Origin of the sequence: Vibrio scophthalmi LMG 19158 (genome assembly GCF_000222585.1) — a bacterium.
Taxonomy (GTDB): Bacteria; Pseudomonadota; Gammaproteobacteria; order Enterobacterales; family Vibrionaceae; genus Vibrio; species Vibrio scophthalmi.
This window is the reverse complement of record NZ_AFWE01000124.1, coordinates 1-20,641: the sequence shown is the minus strand read 5'-3', so window position 1 is coordinate 20,641 and position 20,641 is coordinate 1. Positions and strand designations below refer to the sequence as shown.

Here is a 20,641-nt window from a genome sequence, read left to right as displayed (position 1 = left end):
TTTTTTTATCGCTGCGATTTGTCCTTGAACAAAAGGGCATCAACACTCTTTTCCACAATTGAAGATCGTTTTTAGATCTCGTTGCAAACGATCGATCCTTTCATATTTTCTTTTAAAACAAGATCTTATTATTGTACGGGCTAATAAAATGGCAAAAGGAAAAGGCAGTGGATAATTATTATAAACAGAGTTATCCACAAGTGGTTGCTTGGGTTGTTGAGATTCTAAACAAATGTCGTAAGAGACATCACAGAGTTTGCATGGCATCGCTGCCATAGTCGTGGCATTCTAAGCAGATCTTATTTTGCATTTTCTTTGGAAACTAAAAGACTATGGCTCGTATTCCAGATAACCCGTTAATTCTGATCGACGGTTCTTCCTATCTATACCGTGCATTCCATGCTTACCCAGGCACCATGAGTAATGGTGATATTCCAACCAATGCGGTTTATGGCGTGGTAAACATGCTGCGTAGCATGATGCGTCAATTTGCATCGGATCGTATCGCGGTGATCTTTGATGCGAAAGGAAAAACCTTCCGTGATGATATGTATCCGGAATACAAGGCAAATCGACCTCCGATGCCTGATGATCTTCGCTGTCAGATCGAGCCACTGCACAATGTTATTCGCGCTATGGGCCTACCATTGATCTCGATCTCGGGCGTCGAAGCGGATGACGTAATTGGCACACTTGCACACCAAGCATCGCAGCAGGGGATCCCTGTTTTGATCAGCACTGGCGATAAAGATATGGCGCAGCTGGTGGATGAAAATGTCACCTTGATCAATACCATGACCAATGTGGTGCTGGATCGTGAAGGCGTGATTGAAAAATTTGGTATTCCACCAGAACTGATCATCGATTACCTCGCACTGATGGGTGATAAAGTGGATAACATTCCTGGTGTTCCTGGGGTGGGTGACAAAACGGCCACGGCTTTGTTGCAAGGCATTGGTAGCATGGAGAAGCTATATCAGAATCTTGATGATATTGCGCCACTTGGCTTCCGTGGTTCGAAAACCATGGCCAAAAAACTGGAAGACAACAAAGAAAATGCATTGCTTTCTTACCAGCTCGCGACCATCAAGCTTGATGTGGAAATGGAGTTCAAGCCTGAGCAGTTAGTGAAAGAACAACCGAACACTGATGAGTTGATCAAACTGTATGGCCAATTGGTTTTCAAATCATGGCTAAACGAGCTACTTGAAGGTGGCACAGGTGTGGTCGAAGCGATAGAGAAGAGTGGTGCAGCGGTCCCATCAGCACCTTCGGCAAGCGAAAACCAAGTGGAAATTGACCGTTCAGCGATCAGCATTGACCGTAGCCAATATGAGACCATTCTTGATCAAGAGCGCTTTAACCATTGGCTTGAAAAGCTTAAAGCGAGCGACGTGTTTGCTTTTGACACCGAAACTGACAGCTTAGATTACATGGTCGCGAATCTGATTGGTGTCTCTTTTGCTACCGAAGAAGGCGTAGCCGCTTATGTACCAGTGGCGCATGACTATTTAGATGCTCCACAACAGCTTGATCGTGATTGGGTATTGGAGCAATTAAAGCCTCTGCTAGAAGATGACAATCAAGCCAAAGTAGGTCAAAACCTCAAGTACGATGCGAGCATCGTTGCTCGTTATGGCATTGAGATGCGTGGCATTAAATTCGATACCATGTTGGCTTCCTACGTATATAACAGCGTGGGCGGTAAGCATGATATGGATAGCTTGGCATTGCGTTTCTTGCAGCATAGCTGTATCTCATTTGAACAAGTGGCAGGTAAGGGCAAGAAACAGCTGACCTTTAACCAAATCGACCTTGAGCAAGCGTCACCTTATGCCGCAGAAGATGCTGATGTGACATTGCGTTTGCACCACCGTTTAAATGAAAGCCTAGCAAAGGATGACAAACTCAACGCGATTTATCATGAAATTGAAATGCCTTTGGTGCCGGTTTTATCCCGCATTGAACGTACTGGCGTTTTGATTGATGACATGAAGTTGTCTGCACAGTCGCAAGAAATTGCTGTGCGCTTGGATGAGTTAGAGCAAAAAGCGTATGAACTGGCTGAGCAAGAATTCAATATGAATTCACCAAAGCAGTTGCAAGCTTTGTTGTTTGAAAAAATGGGTCTACCTGTTATTAAGAAAACGCCATCAGGCACACCTTCAACCAATGAAGAAGTGTTGCAGGAATTGGCATTAGACTATCCATTACCAAAATTGATTTTGGAATATCGTGGTTTGGCTAAGCTTAAATCGACCTATACCGATAAGCTGCCAAAAATGATCAACCCAGAGACAGGTCGTGTGCATACCTCTTACCACCAAGCGGTAACCGCGACGGGCCGTCTTTCTTCGACCGATCCAAACCTGCAGAATATTCCAATCCGTAATGAAGAAGGACGTCGTATTCGTCAGGCCTTTATTGCTCCGCATGGTTATAAGATTCTCGCGGTCGACTATTCCCAAATTGAATTGCGTATTATGGCGCACCTTTCAGGTGACAAAGCGTTGCTTGAGGCATTCCGTGAAGGCAAAGATATCCACGCGGCAACCGCGGCAGAGATTATGGGAACCACGATTGATCTTGTTTCATCAGAACAACGTCGACGCGCGAAAGCTGTGAACTTTGGATTGATTTACGGCATGAGTGCGTTTGGTCTGGCTAAGCAACTTGGTATTCCACGCGGCGAAGCGCAAGATTACATGAACAAATATTTCGAGCGTTACCCTGGTGTGATGCAATATATGGAAGACACACGTAGCGCGGCTTCAGAGCAAGGCTATGTGGAAACCATCTTTGGCCGTCGTCTACACCTACCTGAAATTCAGTCACGTAATGGTATGCGTCGTAAAGCAGCCGAACGTGCGGCAATCAACGCACCAATGCAGGGAACTGCAGCGGATATTATTAAAAAGGCAATGTTGCTGGTTGATGAGTGGATTGAAAAAGAAGGCGATGGTCGTGTGAAATTGCTTATGCAAGTGCACGATGAACTCGTATTTGAAGTTCAAGAGACGGCACTGGCCGAAATTGAAACAAAAGTACAAGAATTGATGGAATCGGCGGCCACACTTGCGGTGCCGCTAATTGCTGAAGCAGGTCACGGTGATAACTGGGATCAGGCGCACTAGACAAAAATTAGACAAATTGCCTTAAATAGCATGAGCCAGCGCACAAACGCTGGCTTTTTTTTGATGTTAAAAAAGCCTAGTAGAACAATGCTTTTCTGTTGCTGAATTAAATCAAAATGAAAAAAACTTACAAAAATAGTTTTCATCACTGACCAATTGTTGTACATTAATCGACGTAGGGTACAGAGGTAAGATGTTCTATCTTTCAGACCTTTTGTTTCACGTTATTGGATTAGGCTGATTCAGCCGCCCCAGCCAGTTTTTGGCTGGGGCGTTTTTTATTGTGCCAAGCAAAAATATCCTAATAAAGAATAAGTTACCTTCAGAGCTGCGCAATTCCTCTTATTTCCCCTGCAATTCGTGACCAACTTACGATAATTAGACCGTTCTGAAACAAAATATGTCACTTAGAAGCATTTTGTAATATTTTTCCAGCTTCTTATTGTTATTTCTGTTAGAAAATAAAGCGGTGTATTTAACCGATTTAACGCTTTGGGTACTTTTCTCTTTTCACTCACTAATCAGTCGATATTAAGCGTTATTGTGGTAAATGTGGGCAGTATGACCTTCGGCTAGAGCGGAAAATTGGCATAAAAAAACCTCGCACAGGCGAGGCTTTTAGCAACAGAAAATGGCTTATTCGCCGTCGAAATCTGCGTGATCGTCTTGGTCGATATCTTGCTCAACTAAATGAGCAAATGCAGGTGCAAACCACTCATCCAATTTGTTGCGTAATACATCAACACCGATCCCTTTTAGTGACGAGAAAGCATCTACTTTCACTGTGCCACCAAATCCAATTGCTTCTTCTTGGATTTTCAAAAGCTGTGCTTTACGTGCGCCGCTCTTTAGCTTGTCTGCTTTAGTCAGAAGAACCTGAACTGGAATACCGCTGTCAACCGCCCAGAAAATCAGTTGTTGGTCCAAATCTTTCATTGGGTGACGAATATCCATTAACACCACCAAGCCTTTTAAGCATTGACGTTGTTGTAGGTATTCACCCAAAGATTTTTGCCATTTTTTCTTCAACTCAAGTGGAACTTGCGCGAAACCGTAGCCCGGTAGATCGACAATGTGGCAACCTTCGGTCACCTTAAAAAGGTTGATCAATTGGGTACGACCAGGTGTTTTACTGGTTTTCGCCAAGCTCTTTTGGTTGGTTAGGCGGTTCAAAGAGCTTGATTTACCCGCGTTGGAGCGTCCGGCGAACGCAATTTCGATTCCCTCATCCTCTGGCAAATGACGAATATCAGGTGCACTTGTGATGAAATGGGTGTTTTGGTAATTAATTTTTACGCTCACTGTTAACTCCATCTCGACTTTGTGTAGTCAATTGATTACTTTTTTGTGAAATTGTGTAAAATAACCGCACTCGGCATAAGATCGCCTATTGTAGCATGAGTGGTTGTGCAGAGTGGTACTGGAAGCTTGATAATTATAATGGAATGTCATGAAGAAATTAGCGCTAATTGTGAGCCTATTAGCCAGCTGCTCCGTGTGGGCCCAAGGCAGCATTGAAGCTGGTAAAGAAAAATCTCAAACTTGTGTTGCCTGCCATGGGGCTGATGGTAACAGTTTACTTGGCATGTATCCGTCACTGGCGGGTCAGCATGAAAAGTATTTAGAGAAGCAGCTTAAAGACCTCAAACTTGGGATGACAAGCGGTGGTAAACAAGGCCGTTTTGATCCAGTGATGAGTGGTATGGCTCTTCCTTTAAATGAACAAGATATGGCTGATCTTGCTGCTTATTATGCCTCTCTACCTTTGGCACACAGCACCACTCCAGAAAATGTTGTGGAACAAGGTAAAGTTCTTTATACCGCGGGTGACGCCGAGCGTGGATTGACCGCTTGTATTGCTTGTCATGGCCCTCGTGGTAATGGCACTGAGTTGTCAGGTTTCCCGAAAATTTCGGGTCAGCAACCTGATTATATTAAAGCACAATTGGTCAAATTCCGCGATGGAACTCGTGAAAACGATATGAACGCAATGATGCGTGATATCGCGCAGAAATTAACCGATGAAGATATCGATACACTTTCGAACTACATGGGTGGCTTACATTAAACCGATGTAGTTCCTTATCTGTTGTATTCAACAGTTCGACATCAAAAAGCTGCGACTCGGTTGCGGCTTTTTTTGTCCCTCTCTTTTACTACTCGTCTTCATTTTTAATAATCGTGCTTATTGGTCATACACTTTAGTCATGGATGAATTGCACTTAAAGTGTGATTCGAGTCACTAAGCCAGATAACGAGCCAACGGCCATCTTGCTCATTGCGGTGTAAGAGATTCGCTATAGTGTGGCAAGCCAAAATGGCATCGGAAAAGTAAATTAAAATAAAATCATTAACTTATCGCGCTGGTGAATAAGTGAGCATAATTTTTTTGTTTGATGGGTTGTGCTGAGAGAGAGCTGAAGTAAAGTAATCATATTCACAGGGAGTGAGTTAGGAACAAAAGACTAGGATGGTCTCCACGGATGCAAGCAACGAATGCTTGGTAGTGAATAAGGATATTGGGTAGGTAGGATACCTGCTCAAATAAGGATGGTTGACTCGTCTAACGGTTTAGACAGGGAAACGGATCAGGCTGAGGATTAGCCCAGTAACAGGATGTTGAAAAGGAAAGCCAAAACTCATCAGGATGATGGCAAACAACACCTTTTGGCATGGAAAGCATTAAGAACAAATGGAATTTTGGAGTACAACTTTTTGTACGACTCAGTTTTGCCCTTGTGGCATTTAGAAAGCGATAGGCCATCTATCGCTTTTTTTATCTCTATTTTTTACCAATTTGACGATAAATTGCACAATAGTACTCCACTCTAAGCCGAGTTTCTGGTATGTTTCGCATCCCCGTTTGAGGATGTAAAGATGCACCATTGTCCGCTTTGTCAAAGCAATCACACTCATCACTACTTTGAAGACAAACACCGCCAGTACCTCGAATGCTCGAACTGTGCACTGGTCTTTGTTAACCCAGAGCAGCGATTGGATGCTAAAGCTGAAAAAGCGCATTATGATCTGCACGAAAATAACCCCAATGATTTGGGTTATCGCCGCTTTTTATCGCGTATGGCTGACCCTATTTGTCAACGCGTGGCACCTCAATCTCACGGGTTAGATTTTGGTTGTGGGCCAGGACCAACACTTTCGATAATGTTGGAAGAGCTGGGCCATACCATGAAGTTATACGATATTTACTATCACCCACAACGTTCGGTGTTAGAGCAACAGTATGACTTCGTGACTGCTACCGAAGTGATTGAGCACTTATATGAGCCGGCTCAAGTGTGGCAGCAATGGTTGAATTTAGTTAAGCCCGGTGGCTGGCTTGGTGTTATGACCAAGATGGTTATCGATGTAGAAGCGTTTGCCCATTGGCACTATAAAAACGATCTCACCCATGTGATCTTTTTTAGCCAAGCAACGTTTGAATACTTGGCAGAGCGGGATAAGCTCGAACTTGAATTTGTAGGAAATGATGTAATTTTACTGAGGAAAGCCCAGTAATGAGTCGTAGTAAAAAATCTAGATCAGGCGGCGCAGCTGCTGATGTTATCGTTGTTCGTAATCGCACCCAATCGGATGTTGAAGGTCGCGAGCGCAAAAGAGATAAAAAGCGTAAAGGCCTAAAAACCGGTACGCGTAACTCTGAAGCAAAACAGAATAAAGATCAGAAAGCAGCACAGCAACGTGATCCTCGCTTAGGCAGCAAGAAGAAAATTCCTCTTATCGTTGCAGAAGTGAAAAAACCAACCAAAGCAGAGCGTCGCGTTAGCGCAGCGCAAGAGCTGGAAATGTTGGAAAATGATGCTCAGTTACTGGTATTGCTTGATCGTATCGAAGATGGTGAAAATCTAGGTTCAGGTCTACAGAAATACGTAGATGAGAAGCTAAACCGTATCGAAGTACTGATGAAGCAATTGGGTCTTTACGAAGAAGACATCGCTGACGATGTTGAAGAAGAGACGCCTGCGCCAGCAACGAAGAAAACAGCGAAAAAATCAAACTCAGATGACGATCTTCTGTCTGAATTTGAATCGTTCGATTTCGACCAATTTAAAGGATAACAGTCAGTATGAGCGTAACCTTATTAGCCTTAGCTGGTGGAATTATCATTCTTGGCTTAGCGTCTTACGCAGGTTACCTTCTGCTCCAACTGAAGAAGCAAAAGGAATTGCAGCTTAAGCATCAAAAGCTAGCGATTGAAAAACGTAACGCGAATATCTTTGAGAACGTCACCACACTTTGTATGGCAGGCATCCAAGGACAATGTGATTTATCAGAAGTCAGCATTCGCGTTTACTGCATTATGGATTATGTTCAAGGCGATGACCGTATTGACTTCGATACGAAGTTTCCGGCTACCGCTGAGCTTTACCATATCGTGAAGGACATGGCGCGCGGTGAAGACCGTCAAGCGCTGCCAAAACAACAGCGTATGCAACAGAATTTGGCCCGTCAAAAAGCAGAATCACGCCTGCAAGATGCGATTGTTGATGAATTAAAACAGCTGCAACAAACCGTACAGCCGCTCAACAATCAAATCAATATTCAAGTGCTTTAAGCCTCATCGGTAGTTTGACTGAACGATATAGCCTCGATCGCTTACACTTAATAGTGAGTGATCGAGCTAGCAGTTCTGAGTTTTGCTACTCAAAAAACGGTTTGTCTTAGTTTTTCCTTTTTAGGGCTATGGCAAAATAGACCGTTCACATAACCATGACCTTTCAGTCACAAAGTGGAAATATCACCATGTCGCAGCAAGTAGTCGCAAGCCAACAAATTGTGTGGGATCAAACCGTTCTAGATAAGTATAACTACTCTGGGCCGCGTTACACATCCTACCCAACCGCATTAGAGTTTCATGAAGCTTTTACGGTGGCTGATTACGATATGGCCTGTGCGGCATACCCTGATAGACCACTCTCGCTTTATATCCATATCCCGTTTTGTCATAAACTTTGTTATTACTGTGGTTGTAACAAGGTTATTACGCGTCACGCCCATAAAGCGGATGAATACTTGGATGTACTTGAGGCTGAAATTCGCACGCGCGCGAGCTTGCTACAAGGTCGTCGAGTAACACAACTGCACTTCGGTGGCGGAACGCCAACCTTCTTATCAAAAGCGCAAATCAGCCGTGTGATGGCGATTTTACGTGGGGAGTTTGATTTTGAGCCTACCGCAGAAATCAGCATCGAAGTTGATCCGCGCGAAATTGAGCTTGATGTGCTAGACCACTTACGTGGTGAAGGCTTTAACCGCCTCAGTATTGGCGTGCAAGATTTCAATAAAGAAGTACAGAAGTTGGTTAACCGTGAGCAAGATGAAGACTTTATTATTGCCATGGTTCAGCGCGCCAAAGAGCTCGGCTTCCGTTCGACCAACCTTGATTTGATCTACGGCTTACCAAAGCAGACCAAAGATTCTTTTGCTGAAACCTTAAAGCAAGTGTTGGAAATGCAACCGGGTCGTCTATCGGTGTTTAACTACGCGCACATGCCGCAATTGTTCGCAGCGCAGCGTAAGATTAAAGATGAAGATCTGCCACAAGCATCTGAAAAGATGAATATCTTGCAAGACACCATTGCGACACTGACTGGTGCTGGCTACCAATTTATTGGTATGGATCACTTTGCTTTACCAGAGGATGAACTGGCTGTAGCTCAGCGTGAAGGCATTTTGCATCGTAACTTCCAAGGCTACACTACCCAAGGTGAGTGTGACTTAGTTGGTTTTGGTGTTTCGGCTATTTCAATGATTGGTGATGCATACGCACAAAACCAGAAAGAGCTGAAAAAGTACTATCAACAAGTGAATGAGCAGCGCCACGCATTGTGGAAAGGCGTATCACTGGATAATGACGATTTGATTCGTCGTGAAGTGATTAAGCAGCTGATTTGTAACTTTAAGCTTGATAAAGACTTCATCGAAAAAGAATTTAAACTCGATTTTAACCGCTACTTTGCTCAAGACTTGGAGCTGCTGCAAACCTTCATCAATGATGAACTGGTGGAAGTGGATGAGAGTGAAATTCGCGTCACATTACGTGGTCGTTTGTTGATTCGTAACATCTGTATGTGTTTCGATAAATACTTACGTGACCGTGCTCGCCAGCAGCAATTTTCTCGTGTGATTTAAGCGAAGAGTTAAGCCAATTTTTAAAGCCACGCTATTGCGTGGCTTTGTTGTTTTAAGGGGTAATGAATTTCTCTTGCGCGACTTTCCATAACGCTTTGATGAGCGGATTGTCTAGTTGCGAACGTTTGCAGCACACACCCAGCTCAAAAGGGGCAATCGAAGCCACTTTTAAGCGTTCGATCTTATCTCTTACTGGACTGTTATTGATCACCACATCTGGTGCAATACCCACACCACACCCTAATGCCACCATACTGACAATCGCTTCATGACCGGACACCTGAGCGTAGATGTTGGGTTTAATCTTCATTGCTTTGAACCATGTATTGGCGCGCTCACGAGCGGTACCCGCCTCAGGAACAATAAAGGGGATCTCACTCCAGTTGGGTTTTTCTTGCTGCAGTTCTTGGGCAAAGTGACTTACCCCAGATGGTGCAATCACGGACAATGGAATTTCACTGATGATTTCAAATTCTACTCGGGAAGGTAGCTGGCTCGGCATGGCAGAAATTGCAATGTCTGCGTCATCATTGAGCACCTTGTCGATCGCTTGCGCAGGGTCACCGGTCGAGAGTTTAAATTCAATAAAAGGGTGTTGGAGACGAAATTCTGAGAGTAATTCAGGTAGATGACTGTAGCTGGCGGTGACCGAGCAAAACAGACGGATTTCGCCCTTTAGCTCTTGGTTTTGCTCAACAAATTGCACCTGATAGTTCTGCCATTCTGCGAGAATATTGAGCGCTACAGGTAATAATTTTTTGCCGGAAGGGGTTAATTCCACGCTGCGATTATCGCGTAAAAACAGCGCTTGGCCAGATTCTGCTTCCAGCTTTTGAATTTGGCGACTGAGCGCAGAAGGGCTAATGTGCATCGCTGAAGCCGTCTTGGCAAAGTTTTTACTTTCACATAAGTGAATGAAAAGCTGCAGACTCTTAATGTTCATTTTAGTTACGTCCATGTTGCATAAATTGCAATTACTAATTGTGAATATATCACTTTAAGCAATTTAATGTCTGCTTTAGTATCAGGTTATTCGGTAAGCAAAATTGCCGACCAAACGGACATTATTCTTAAAGGAGAGCCCTACAATGGCTAACTATTTCAATACCCTAAACTTGCGTGAGCAACTAGACCAACTAGGTCGTTGTCGTTTTATGGACCGTTCAGAGTTTGCAACAGAAGCAGATTTTCTGAAGGGTAAAAAAGTAGTCATTGTTGGTTGTGGCGCACAAGGTCTTAACCAAGGTCTTAACATGCGTGACTCAGGCCTAGATGTGGCATATGCACTTCGCCAAGCAGCGATTGATGAGCAGCGTCAGTCATACAAAAATGCCAAAGAGAACGGCTTTGAAGTGGCAAGCTACGAAACGCTAATCCCTCAAGCAGACCTAGTGGTGAACCTGACCCCAGATAAGCAACACACCAATGTTGTTGAAACCGTAATGCCATTGATGAAACAAGGTGCCGCACTGGGTTACTCACACGGCTTCAATATCGTTGAAGAAGGTATGCAAATCCGTGACGACCTAACGGTTGTGATGGTTGCGCCTAAGTGTCCAGGTACGGAAGTTCGTGAAGAATACAAACGCGGTTTTGGTGTACCAACGCTTATCGCCGTTCACCCTGAGAACGATCCAAAAGGTGAAGGTTGGGATATCGCTAAAGCATGGGCTGCGGCAACTGGTGGTCATCGTGCAGGTTGTCTAGAGTCTTCATTCGTTGCAGAAGTGAAGTCAGACCTAATGGGTGAGCAAACTATCCTTTGTGGCATGCTACAAGCGGGTTCAATCGTTTGTTACGAGAAGATGGTTGCGGAAGGTATCGATCCAGCATACGCAGGTAAACTGCTGCAATTTGGTTGGGAAACGGTAACTGAAGCACTGAAATTCGGTGGCATCACACACATGATGGACCGTCTATCAAACCCTGCAAAAATCAAAGCGTTTGAGCTTTCGGAAGAGCTGAAAGATCTGATGCGTCCGCTATACAACAAGCACATGGATGACATCATTGAAGGTGAGTTCTCTCGCACCATGATGGCTGACTGGGCAAACGATGATGTGAACCTACTAGGTTGGCGTGCAGAGACCGGTGAAACGGCGTTTGAAAACTACCCAGAATCAAACATCCAAATCTCAGAGCAAGAGTACTTCGATAACGGCATCCTTATGGTAGCGATGGTACGTGCTGGGGTTGAGCTAGCATTTGAAGCGATGACAGCATCAGGCATCATCGATGAGTCAGCGTACTACGAATCACTACACGAACTGCCGTTAATCGCCAACACTGTTGCGCGTAAGCGTCTATACGAAATGAACGTGGTTATCTCCGACACAGCAGAATATGGTAACTACCTGTTTGCTAACGTTGCAACGCCGTTACTGCGCGAGAAATTCATGCCATCAGTGGGTATTGATGTCATCGGTAAAGGCCTAGGTGAAGAATCAAACCAAGTTGATAACCAGCAACTGATTGAAGTGAATGATGCGATTCGCAACCACCCAGTAGAATACATTGGTGAAGAGCTTCGTGGTTACATGACGGATATGAAGCACATCGCGGTAGGCGGCTAATTTATTGTGCTAGGGGATAACTCTGATGCGCTGATTTAGTTTCGTAAACGGCGCGTCTTCTCTTTAGGAACTGGAGCCTTATCCCTGCGTTCTTGATTTGAATCGAAGGCGCAAAAATAAAGATAAAAACAGCATCAACAAAAAAGGCTTGTTCCGTATGGACCAAGCCTTTCTCGCTTCTCGCTTCTCGCTTCTCGCTATTTATCCGCTAGCTTTGCTTCTAGATCAGACAGTTTCTTTTCCATTTCAGTTAGCTTTTGACGAGTACGTAGTAGCACTTGAGTTTGCACGTCGAACTCTTCGCGGCTAACGACGTCGAGTTTGTTAAGTTGGCCTTGGATTACTTGACGTACTTTTTGGTCAACATCTGAGCCAAGGTCTTTTACTGGCTGAGGCATTGAATCATGAATTTGTTTCGCGATTTGCTCTAATTTCTTTGGGTCAAACATGGTGTGAACACTCCTGTATCTTTGGATTCATTCTATGTAATTGATACGCGAAAGTCGCCATTTTGATGCTAAAAAATCGACTCTTTACTCATTGGTAGCCTGGTTTCTTTTTGTACTAATGAAAAAAAGGCCACCGAGGTGGCCTTTATAGAGAGGTATAAATCTTAACTTGGTTTATTTGCTCGTTCACGGTGAACAGCTTTCGCTTCATCCACTCGTGCCAGTTTTTCTAAGTCTTTATCTTCAACAAACACAGGTAGTGGTTTGTGTTGCTCTGCTAAGTAACTATAAATCACTGGCAGTACAAACAGCGTGAATAGTGTACCAATCGCCAGACCAGATACGATAACAATACCAATACTAAAGCGCTGTGCAGCACCGGCACCCGATGCATAGAGCAGTGGTATCAGGCCGGCGATCATCGCTGCGGTGGTCATCAGAATTGGGCGAAGACGTACTTTCGCCGCTTCTTTCACCGCGTCAATGCGTGAAAGCTTGTTATGTAACTGTTCTTCTTTGGCCACTTCACAAATCAAGATACCGTGTTTGGTGATCAGGCCCACCAAGGTAATCAAACCAACTTGCGAGTAGATGTTCATCGTCGCCGTCCCCCAAGCCAAGGCTATCAGGGCGCCACAAATGGCCAGTGGTACGGATACCATGATGACCAGTGGGTCACGAATCGATTCGAACTGAATCGCCAAAACAAGGAAGATGATTGCCAATGCCAAGCCAAAGGTGGCGTATAGAGCGCTCCCTTCGGTGACGAACTGGCGTGATTCACCCATATAGTCGTGGTTATAGCCGGTAGGCAAGCTGCTTTGCGCGACATCTTCAAACCACTTCACCGCATCACCCATTGCCACACCCGGCGCAGGGACCGCGCCGACAGTTGCTGAGTTGAGCTGGTTAAAGTGAGGTAGGGCACGAGGTGCGGCTACTACATCAATGTTGATTAAGCTGCCAAGTGGAATCGATTCACCACTGGCTGTTCTGACGTAGTAGTTATCCATTGATTCAGGGTTTAAGCGCCATTTACGCTCTACCTGAGGGATTACTTCGTATGAACGGCCGTTGAGGTCGATACGGTTTACATAACCATCGGCCATCATGGTACTTAAGGTGATACCGATATCTTGCATCGTTACGCCATACGCACCTGCTTTATCTTTATCGATGCTGATTTTCATTGTGGCAGAACCATAGTTCAAATCGAGATCAGAATAGACAAACATTGGGCTCTTCATCACTTGTGTCAGGATATCGCTGGCGATAGTGAACAAGCTCTCAAAGCTATTTGGTGTCGTAATAACGAACTGCAACGGTAGACCTGAACCCGCCCCTGGTAGTTCTGGCATCTGGAATGCCGTTACTGCCATGCCTGGTACATTAGCGACCAAATCGCCGACGCGCTTAGTTATTTCAGCTTGGCTGGCATCACGTTGGCTCCACGGTTTTAGTGTCGCAAGACCAAAGGCTTGGTTGGAGTTTGGTACACCAGTGAAGACCTGAGCGTATTCCACTTCAGGTTGGTCTGACAGAATCTTATTCACGTCATTCATGGTGTTTTGCAAATAGTCTAAGTTGGCATTCGCTGGGCCAGTACCCAGTAACACCACCACGCCTTTATCTTCTGATGGTGCCAGTTCACTTGGGATGAACTTAAACAGGATCGGAAGAGTGGCAAAGACGATTATCGCAAAGGCAATCACAACTGGGCGATGTTTCATTACCGCGTCAATCATGCTTTCGTAGCGATTGGTCATCTTATCGAGGAAGTGATGCACGGTTTGTTCAAACTTGCTTGGCTTGTCGGTGGCTTTCAGCATCTTCGAACACATCATTGGTGATAGTGTTAATGCGATGATACCTGAAACAAAAACCGCACCCGCCAAGGTCAGCGCAAACTCTTTAAATAGCGCACCGGTAATACCACCCATCAAAGCGATTGGCGCATATACCGCACCTAATGTCAGTGTCATTGCGATAACCGGAACGGCGATTTCACGCGTACCAATAATCGCAGCACGGAATGGCGATTCGCCTTCTTTGATATGACGGTCAACGTTTTCCAATACCACGATGGCGTCATCCACCACCAGACCGATAGCCAAAACCATCGCCAACAGTGTCATCAAGTTCCACGAGAAGCCCATGCCTTGCATTACCATTGCCACACCAATCAGTGAGAGTGGAATGGTGACAATAGGGATCACAACCGCTCGGAACGAACCGAGGAAAATGGTGATCACCACCAATACAATCAAAGCAGCTTCCAAAATGGTTTTGATAACTTCATGAATTGACTCGTTGATGGCAATCGTGGAGTCATACATGATGTTCATTTTGATGTTACTAGGTAAGTTACGCTCTAGTTGAGGCAGTAACGCCATTACATCTGCAGCAATGTTGATTGGGTTCGCGCTTGGCGCGGCATTGATTGCTGCGACCACAGCTTCTTTGCCATTAGCACTGGCGCGGTAAACGTCGTGACTCTTGTCTAAAGTGACCTTAGCAATATCACCTAAGCGAATAACGTTACCTTTACCGGTTTTCACCACGAGTGCTTTGAGCTCTTCAACATTAGAAACCTGAGTGTCAGCACTGCCGTTATACAACACAAACTCACCAGTGGCTTGGCCTGTGGCGGATTGATAGTTGTTGGCACTAAGAACGCCCATAACATCGGTTGCAGTAAGATCAAGCGCGCCCATTTTGTATGGGTCAAGCCAAACACGTAGGGCGTATTTCATACCACCATACATGTCGACTTTGGATACACCATTGACCGTGAATAGCTGTGGGTTAATCACACGCTCAAGGTAATCGGTGATCTGGCTTGAAGAGAGATCATCACTGGTAAAACCGATGTAGAGAACCGCCGTTGTTGAACCGGTCGACATACTTACTGTCGGATCTTCCGCTTCTTTCGGTAGTTGTGACCGCACCGAGTTGGTTTTTGCCAGTATGTCTGCCAATGCCGCGTTGGGATCGGTATTGAGCTTCATTGTCACAGTAATCGTTGATTGACCGAGTACCGATTGTGATGTCATGAAATCAATATTGTCGGCCTGTGCAACGGCTTGCTCCAATGGCTGAGTAATAAAGCCTTGGATTAAGTCTGCACTGGCACCGTAGTAACCGGTGGTCACCGTGACCACGGTATTTGTCATTTCAGGGTATTCTCGAACCTGCATCTTGAAGATTGCTTGAAGACCAAGCAAAGCAATCAAGAAACTGATCGATACCGCTAAAACTGGACGTTTAATAAAAACATCAGTAAAGCGCATGAAGCCTCCGGTTACAGCATTGGTGTTTCTTTTGGTGGAGTAAGGGCCGTGTCTTCAACCACACGCACTTTGGCATGGTTACTCAGACGAACCTGACCAGAGGTGACAACGACATCACCGGGTTTTACGCCTTCAAGAATATGAGCGATATCTGTTGTACGTTCGCCCACTTTCACCACTTGCTGTGTTACGCGTTTCTCTCCGTCTTCTTCAGTAATAATGTAAACATTATCGCCGTATAAGGTGTAGGTAATCGCGGTTTGCGGCAAGGTCACTTGATCAGCAACGAGTGGTAAAATGATATTGGCACGCGCGAACATGCCGCTACGTAATTTACCATCGCTGTTTGGAATGCTTGCTTGCACTTGAATCAAGCCACTTTGTACTGCAACGGCTGGTTCTATGGCCGTAATTGCGCCTTTGAATGGACGTTCAGGGTAAGCATCAACGAAAATGTCGACTTCTTGGCCTAGATTGATACGAGAGATATCGGTTTGCGGAACGGTGAAACGTAAACGCATCACACTGGTGTCTTCTAAACGGACAATGTCAGTACCGGTTTGCAGATATTGACCAAGATAAACGTTACGGATACCCACTTCACCGGCGAAAGGTGCACGGATTTCACGACGATCGATAGAGGCTTTTAAACTTTCGACATCAGCAACAAGAGAGAAGTAATTTGCACCAGCTTCATCGAGTGCTTCTTTAGAGATGGAGCCTTTCTTGAAGAGGCCCTGGTAACGCTTGTATTTGGCTTTTGCCGCAGGAACTTTGGCTTGAGCACTTTTGAGATTGGCTTGCTCGACTGCAGAATCTAGCTCAACCAGGAGTTGGTCTTGCTCGACTTGGGTACCTGAATCAAAGCTAATGTTATCAATAATACCGCTGGTTTCATTGGCGAGGGTAACGCCCTGATTGGGTTCGATGAAGCCGATCGCCTCGATCACTGGTACCCAATCTACCGATTTAACCGTAATGGCGGTGACGGGGAATTCCGCCTCGGGTCGGTTCGCCATGTATTCGGCAATTTTATGCTGCTTGAACAGATTGAAACCTATCACACTACCGAACAGTAGTATCGCAATAAGTAACATGAAGAAAGTCCACTTTTTCATTCTAATTGGAACTCCAAGTTAATGAGTAATTATTGCATCCCAACTGGCTTCGATGACGGCGTCTAATTCGTCATCTTTCAGTTTATAGAATCCCAGCGCGTGTTTTCTCGCAAGGGTGACACTTGATTCAAAGCTCAAAACAAATAGCACTTGATTATCCAATTGCTTAAATATCTTTTGTTTCTTGCCTTCAATAAACAAACGCTCTACTTGGTCAAACATTTTGCGCTCAAGTTCCCTAACCTGTTGATCGTCGGTCGCGGGAAGAGATTCATATTGGACTCGGCTACTTAGTGCATCCATCTCACAGGATGCCAGGTTCCAAATGTTTAGCCACATAGTATGGAAGGCCGTTTTTAAGGGCATATCGTCCGTTACGCCGCTTTGAACGGCTGTGGCTATACGTTTGGCTACATGAAGTCGAACTTCATTGAGTAATTGTTCTTTGTCAGAAAAATATCGATAAATGGTACCCGCGGCGACTCCTGCTGCCGTGGCGACTTTTTGCATCGACAGGCCATGAAAGCCTGAGTCTGCAATTAGCTTTTCCGCTGCAGCTAAAATTTGTGCGTGTTTATCTAAAGAGATCTTTCTTGACATTTTTCCTATCACTAATGAATGAACGTTCATTCATTATTAGGCCAAAATCGGCCAGTGTTTGCAATATAGTATGGCCCTAAATCTGTAAAAATCTTGTCAATCCAATGATTTTTCTTCGTTTTGAGTGAAATTATTTGGCCTACCATTAATCATGGTAATAACAAGGTTGCACTATTATTATAAGCGGCAATATTTTTTCGAGATGAGACCCTCATGAAGCTGAACCCCGGACAAGATCAAGCGGTAAAGTATGTGTCAGGCCCATGTCTTGTGTTGGCAGGCGCAGGCTCAGGCAAAACTCGTGTTATCACGAACAAAATCGCTTATTTGGTTCAGCAGTGTGGTTACAAGGCGCGTAACATTGCTGCGGTAACCTTTACCAATAAAGCCGCGCGTGAAATGAAAGAGCGCGTTGGGCAAACATTAGGTAAGCAAGAAGCAAAAGGCTTGATGGTTTCCACCTTCCATACCTTAGGTCTTAACATCATCAAGCGTGAACACAAGCACCTGGGCTTAAAAGCGGGCTTTTCGCTGTTTGATGATCAAGACCAGTTGGCACTACTCAAAGAGCTGACCGAAACCCAATTGGATGGCGATAAAGATCTGCTGCGCCAATTGCTCAGCGCGATATCCAACTGGAAGAACGACATGCTCACGCCAGAGCAAGCTAAAGCCTACGCTCAAGGCGAGCAACAGCAGTTGTTTGCTTTTTGTTTTGAGATGTACCAGAAACAGATGCGAGCCTACAACGCGCTTGATTTTGATGATTTGATCGCATTGCCGGTATTGTTACTGCGGACCAACGAAGAAGCTCGAACGCGTTGGCAGAATCGCATTCGTTACCTGCTGGTGGATGAATATCAAGATACCAACACCAGCCAGTATGAATTAGTACGTTTGTTAGTCGGCCAGCGCGAGCGTTTGACGGTGGTGGGCGATGATGACCAATCAATTTACTCATGGCGTGGGGCAAAACCGCAAAACTTAGTGTTGTTGGGGCAAGATTACCCGAACTTAAAACTGATCAAGTTGGAGCAAAACTATCGTTCGACCAACCGAATTCTGCGTTGTGCCAACATTCTGATCGCCAATAACCCGCACGTATACGAGAAATCGTTGTTCTCTGAGCTGCCTGATGGCGAAAAACTCAAGGTGCTACTGGCGAAAAATGAAGATCATGAAGCGGAACGTGTGACCGGTGAGATCATTGCGCATAAGTTTCTTAATCGTACCAACTACCGCGACTATGCGATTTTGTACCGTGGCAATCACCAATCTCGTCTGATTGAAAAGTCACTGATGCAAAACCGGGTGCCATACAAATTGTCTGGCGGCACGTCGTTTTTTGCACGCGCAGAAATCAAGGACATCATGGCTTACCTAAAAGTATTGGTAAACCCAGATGATGACAATGCATTCCTACGTATTGTCAACACGCCTAAGCGTGAGATTGGCCCGGTCACTCTAGAGAAGCTCGGCAGTTACGCTAACATGCGTGGTAAAAGCCTATTTGAGGCCAGTTTTGAAATGGGCCTCGAGCAGCATCTTACCGGACGAGGTTTAGAGAATTTACAGCGCTTTACGACCTGGCTGGTGAAGATTGCCGATCAAGCTGAGCGTGGCGATACAGTTGAAGCGGTACGATCATTGGTGCGTGATATCCATTATGAAGATTGGCTGTATGAGACATCTTCAAGCCCGAAAGCGGCAGAAATGCGGATGAAAAACGTTTCGGATCTCTATTCGTGGATTGTGGCTGATTTAGAAGGTGATAATTACGATCAAGAAGAAAAATCCTTAAAAGAGGTGGTTCAACGTCTAACTCTGCGCGATATGATGGAGCGTAATGAAGAAGATGAAGACAGTGATGCAGTGCAATTGATGACGCTACACGCTTCGAAAGGTTTGGAGTTCCCTTACGTCTATCTGCTCGGTTCGGAAGAGGGCATCTTGCCACACCAAACCAGTATTGATGAAGATAACGTCGAAGAAGAGCGTCGCTTGATGTACGTGGGGATCACTCGAGCACAGAAAGAGCTGACCTTTACCATGTGCCGTGAACGTCGCCAATATGGTGAGTTACTGAAACCAACGCAAAGCCGCTTCTTAGATGAATTGCCATTTGATGATGTGGAGTGGGAACAGACGAAGAAGCCGGTCACCCAAGAAGAGCGTATGGCGAAAGGGCAGGCGCACATTGCCAATTTAAGATCGATGTTTAATAAAAAGTAACGAAGTTAAATTGATTCGCCTAAACCTGGGTTAAAGGTAGCGACTGCAAATCAGTACGATTAAAAACACAAAAGGCTTGGTTTCGACCAAGCCTTTTTCACGTGCATCATTTAATCCAGTAGCCGTTTTTATAGGCCATCAGTCATGTGTTTGATGGCTGCGATGATTTCTTCATCAGAACAATCCATACATGCCCCTTTGGCTGGCATCGCATTGAAGCCATTAATAGCGTGGTCATTTAGCACCGCTTCGCCTTGAGCAATGCGAGGAGCCCAATCAGCAGCATCACCAATCTTAGGTGCGCCACTGACGCCTGTGGCATGACAAGCAATACAGAAGGTGCCATAAACACTCGCGCCATCACGAGGACCGGTTGGTTCCGCGACCACAGGTTCACTGCCCGCTAAATAAACATTACCAACAGGTTTGATCCTTTCTGCTATCGCATCGTATTCTTCTTGGTTCACACTTGCTGCAAAGGCGGCGCCAGAAAAGGCGACGGCAGCGATTAAGGTGGTTAAGATTTTTCGAGACATATCCATTAAACTCACTGTACATTCCTGAGGGTAAGTTCAAGCTTACCTTTTATTAGTGTGTAAATTGACGAACAGCAAGTAAAGCTGTTAAATCAATGTAAACATTAGGTGATTATATCCCGATAAGTTGTTGCAATAAACAATAACTTCCCAGCGACAGGGGGTACATCACACGCAGGATTGGTTTTTAATTAGTCTATGTTGCTGAAAAAGGCGTCAAACGGTAAAAAAAGTTGAAAAAGTACTAGACGCAATAGTGTGATATCCGTATTATTCCTCTCCGCCGATAGGGCATGCGCCCGTAGCTCAGCTGGATAGAGCGTTGGCCTCCGGAGCCAAAGGTCGAAGGTTCGAATCCTTTCGGGCGCACCATGTGCCTCGGAAGTATTATCGGTAAAAAAACAGTGGTGGCTATAGCTCAGTTGGTAGAGTCCCGGATTGTGATTCCGGTTGTCGCGAGTTCAAGCCTCGTTAGCCACCCCATTATTCAGGTAGCATTTGCTCCCTTTCTTGATGAAAATCGAGAAGAAACTTAAGTCGGTGAATAGCGCAGCTTGGT

Annotated in this window: 16 protein-coding genes and 2 tRNA genes; 11 read left to right on the top strand and 7 right to left on the bottom strand. The window is 45.1% G+C overall.

Annotation, left to right across the window (positions count from 1 at the left end; genetic code table 11):
* The first annotated feature begins 332 nt into the window (after positions 1-332).
* Together polA and spfP are read left to right on the top strand one after the other, a co-directional pair.
* On the top strand, positions 333-3,134 hold the full coding sequence (gene polA / locus RH88_RS10170) for a DNA polymerase I (protein ID WP_005595557.1): 2,802 nt from the start codon (positions 333-335) through the stop codon (positions 3,132-3,134).
* Positions 3,135-3,327: 193 nt separating this feature from the next.
* Entirely contained in the window at positions 3,328-3,375 is a 48-nt protein-coding gene (gene spfP / locus RH88_RS24160; protein WP_438356636.1) for a small protein SpfP, read from the top strand.
* Between the two features lie 395 nt (positions 3,376-3,770).
* On the opposite strand, the gene yihA is transcribed toward spfP, so the two are convergent.
* Complete coding sequence (yihA, locus tag RH88_RS10165) at positions 3,771-4,436, bottom strand: ribosome biogenesis GTP-binding protein YihA/YsxC (protein WP_005595553.1); 666 nt, start codon at positions 4,434-4,436, stop codon at positions 3,771-3,773.
* Between the two features lie 148 nt (positions 4,437-4,584).
* Here yihA and RH88_RS10160 point away from each other — a divergent pair, with 148 nt between their 5' ends.
* From RH88_RS10160 to hemN, 5 genes are all read left to right on the top strand, one after another.
* Entirely contained in the window at positions 4,585-5,202 is a 618-nt protein-coding gene (locus tag RH88_RS10160; RefSeq protein WP_005595551.1) for a c-type cytochrome, read from the top strand.
* Between the two features lie 809 nt (positions 5,203-6,011).
* Positions 6,012-6,650, top strand: a complete 639-nt coding sequence (locus RH88_RS10150) for a class I SAM-dependent methyltransferase (RefSeq protein WP_005595547.1) — start codon at positions 6,012-6,014, stop codon at positions 6,648-6,650.
* Positions 6,650-7,210, top strand: a complete 561-nt coding sequence (gene yihI, locus RH88_RS10145) for a Der GTPase-activating protein YihI (protein WP_005595546.1) — start codon at positions 6,650-6,652, stop codon at positions 7,208-7,210. Before RH88_RS10150 ends, yihI begins: the two co-directional genes overlap by 1 nt.
* An 8-nt stretch (positions 7,211-7,218) precedes the next feature.
* A complete protein-coding gene (locus RH88_RS10140; protein WP_005595545.1) occupies positions 7,219-7,707 on the top strand; it encodes a DUF2489 domain-containing protein in 489 nt (162 codons plus the stop codon).
* 188 nt (positions 7,708-7,895) lie between these two features.
* On the top strand, positions 7,896-9,284 hold the full coding sequence (gene hemN / locus RH88_RS10135) for an oxygen-independent coproporphyrinogen III oxidase (protein ID WP_005595543.1): 1,389 nt from the start codon (positions 7,896-7,898) through the stop codon (positions 9,282-9,284).
* A gap of 52 nt (positions 9,285-9,336) precedes the next feature.
* On the opposite strand, the gene ilvY is transcribed toward hemN, so the two are convergent.
* Positions 9,337-10,227, bottom strand: a complete 891-nt coding sequence (ilvY, locus tag RH88_RS10130; protein WP_005595541.1) for an HTH-type transcriptional activator IlvY — start codon at positions 10,225-10,227, stop codon at positions 9,337-9,339.
* Positions 10,228-10,372: 145 nt separating this feature from the next.
* Here ilvY and ilvC point away from each other — a divergent pair, with 145 nt between their 5' ends.
* A complete protein-coding gene (gene ilvC / locus RH88_RS10125; protein ID WP_005595540.1) occupies positions 10,373-11,857 on the top strand; it encodes a ketol-acid reductoisomerase in 1,485 nt (494 codons plus the stop codon).
* 197 nt (positions 11,858-12,054) lie between these two features.
* Here the strand turns inward: ilvC and ubiK are convergent, their stop codons facing one another.
* The 4 genes from ubiK to RH88_RS10105 form a co-directional block, all read right to left on the bottom strand.
* Complete coding sequence (gene ubiK, locus RH88_RS10120) at positions 12,055-12,306, bottom strand: ubiquinone biosynthesis accessory factor UbiK (protein ID WP_005595538.1); 252 nt, start codon at positions 12,304-12,306, stop codon at positions 12,055-12,057.
* 164 nt (positions 12,307-12,470) lie between these two features.
* Positions 12,471-15,596: a multidrug efflux RND transporter permease subunit gene (locus tag RH88_RS10115; protein WP_005595537.1), complete on the bottom strand. Its 3,126-nt coding sequence runs from the start codon at positions 15,594-15,596 to the stop codon at positions 12,471-12,473.
* Between the two features lie 11 nt (positions 15,597-15,607).
* Positions 15,608-16,714: an efflux RND transporter periplasmic adaptor subunit gene (locus tag RH88_RS10110; protein WP_005595536.1), complete on the bottom strand. Its 1,107-nt coding sequence runs from the start codon at positions 16,712-16,714 to the stop codon at positions 15,608-15,610.
* An 18-nt stretch (positions 16,715-16,732) separates the two neighbouring features.
* A complete protein-coding gene (locus tag RH88_RS10105) occupies positions 16,733-17,314 on the bottom strand; it encodes a TetR/AcrR family transcriptional regulator (protein WP_005595535.1) in 582 nt (193 codons plus the stop codon).
* Between the two features lie 213 nt (positions 17,315-17,527).
* On the opposite strand from RH88_RS10105, the gene rep reads away from it, so the two are divergent.
* Entirely contained in the window at positions 17,528-19,546 is a 2,019-nt protein-coding gene (gene rep, locus RH88_RS10100; protein WP_005595534.1) for a DNA helicase Rep, read from the top strand.
* Between the two features lie 128 nt (positions 19,547-19,674).
* Here the strand turns inward: rep and RH88_RS10095 are convergent, their stop codons facing one another.
* Positions 19,675-20,088, bottom strand: a complete 414-nt coding sequence (locus RH88_RS10095; RefSeq protein ID WP_005595533.1) for a c-type cytochrome — start codon at positions 20,086-20,088, stop codon at positions 19,675-19,677.
* A 289-nt stretch (positions 20,089-20,377) separates the two neighbouring features.
* Between RH88_RS10095 and RH88_RS10090 the strand changes: the two genes are divergently transcribed.
* Together RH88_RS10090 and RH88_RS10085 are read left to right on the top strand one after the other, a co-directional pair.
* Positions 20,378-20,454, top strand: a tRNA-Arg gene (locus tag RH88_RS10090).
* A 35-nt stretch (positions 20,455-20,489) separates the two neighbouring features.
* Positions 20,490-20,565 (top strand) — tRNA-His (locus RH88_RS10085).
* Positions 20,566-20,641: the final 76 nt, after the last annotated feature.

Excerpts from the sequence above, each read along its gene's own strand:
- hemN (WP_005595543.1), top strand. The coding sequence starts at position 7,896 with ATGTCGCAGCAAGTAGTCGCAAGCCAACAAATTGTGTGGGATCAAACC.
- rep (WP_005595534.1), top strand. The coding sequence starts at position 17,528 with ATGAAGCTGAACCCCGGACAAGATCAAGCGGTAAAGTATGTGTCAGGC.
- RH88_RS10140 (WP_005595545.1), top strand. The coding sequence starts at position 7,219 with ATGAGCGTAACCTTATTAGCCTTAGCTGGTGGAATTATCATTCTTGGC.
- ilvY (WP_005595541.1), bottom strand. The coding sequence starts at position 10,227 with ATGAACATTAAGAGTCTGCAGCTTTTCATTCACTTATGTGAAAGTAAA.
- RH88_RS10110 (WP_005595536.1), bottom strand. The coding sequence starts at position 16,714 with ATGAAAAAGTGGACTTTCTTCATGTTACTTATTGCGATACTACTGTTC.
- RH88_RS10095 (WP_005595533.1), bottom strand. The coding sequence starts at position 20,088 with ATGGATATGTCTCGAAAAATCTTAACCACCTTAATCGCTGCCGTCGCC.
- yihI (WP_005595546.1), top strand. The coding sequence starts at position 6,650 with ATGAGTCGTAGTAAAAAATCTAGATCAGGCGGCGCAGCTGCTGATGTT.
- ilvC (WP_005595540.1), top strand. The coding sequence starts at position 10,373 with ATGGCTAACTATTTCAATACCCTAAACTTGCGTGAGCAACTAGACCAA.
- RH88_RS10105 (WP_005595535.1), bottom strand. The coding sequence starts at position 17,314 with ATGTCAAGAAAGATCTCTTTAGATAAACACGCACAAATTTTAGCTGCA.
- RH88_RS10115 (WP_005595537.1), bottom strand. The coding sequence starts at position 15,596 with ATGCGCTTTACTGATGTTTTTATTAAACGTCCAGTTTTAGCGGTATCG.
- RH88_RS10160 (WP_005595551.1), top strand. The coding sequence starts at position 4,585 with ATGAAGAAATTAGCGCTAATTGTGAGCCTATTAGCCAGCTGCTCCGTG.
- ubiK (WP_005595538.1), bottom strand. The coding sequence starts at position 12,306 with ATGTTTGACCCAAAGAAATTAGAGCAAATCGCGAAACAAATTCATGAT.
- RH88_RS10150 (WP_005595547.1), top strand. The coding sequence starts at position 6,012 with ATGCACCATTGTCCGCTTTGTCAAAGCAATCACACTCATCACTACTTT.
- polA (WP_005595557.1), top strand. The coding sequence starts at position 333 with ATGGCTCGTATTCCAGATAACCCGTTAATTCTGATCGACGGTTCTTCC.